Source organism: Thalassospira sp. MCCC 1A01428 (genome assembly GCF_002115825.1).
GTDB lineage: Bacteria > Pseudomonadota > Alphaproteobacteria > Rhodospirillales > Thalassospiraceae > Thalassospira.
Genome location: NZ_JFJZ01000158.1, coordinates 1 through 691 on the forward strand (window position 1 = coordinate 1; position 691 = coordinate 691).

Genomic DNA, 691 nt, shown 5'->3' on the forward strand with positions numbered 1-691 from the left:
GCTCGTCACCCAAGGCCGACCATCGCGGTCGATAATTGATAATTCTGTATCGTGAAACCGGACGCAATCCGGCAATGAACTGGCGGTCATAACAAGCCCTCTCGATAGCGTTTCACAACACCACCAAAACGGCTTTCGACGACCGCGCTGGTGGCGGGAGGTTCGAAACCTGTCGAGAGGCAGGCGGGTTTATTCCCCCGAAGGGTATTATATTCACCGCCCTCCCGCCCTAAGCGAGAAGCTGCACCCGGAATCCGGGCGCAAAAATAGCCGAAACTGACGTGACGGCTGGCCGTCTCGATACGAGGGTTTCGACGCCCCCACAACGGATTTTTCCCGTTGATAGGCCAAACCATACGCCCGCCATCACGCCCGGTCAATTCACAAAATAAAATAACAAATAAACCAGCCGCACATTCCACCAACACCGTCATTTTGACGGCGTTGGCCATCTTGTCCGTAAATTCGTCTTTGTATCGCGTCCACAGATTGTGGACGCCACGACGGTGCTTTACCCCCAACCGGTCAATTTGACCGTCTCGAATAACGCCGCGTATCGCACCAGCCCGCACCACATCCCCAAAATGAGGACATAGACACGCCCTCACGCCCAAATTGGGCTTAAGGGCCATATCCGCCATAACATCGTAACAACGTGCTGGCGAGCATCCCACACCCTCGAAACGGGGTT

General features: G+C 55.0%; 1 protein-coding gene. It reads right to left on the reverse strand.

Annotation, left to right across the window (positions count from 1 at the left end; all coding sequences use genetic code 11):
- Positions 1–86: 86 nt before the first annotated feature.
- The coding region (locus tag THS27_RS27280; RefSeq protein ID WP_210403041.1) for a hypothetical protein at positions 87–691 on the reverse strand (605 nt) is incomplete at its 5' end.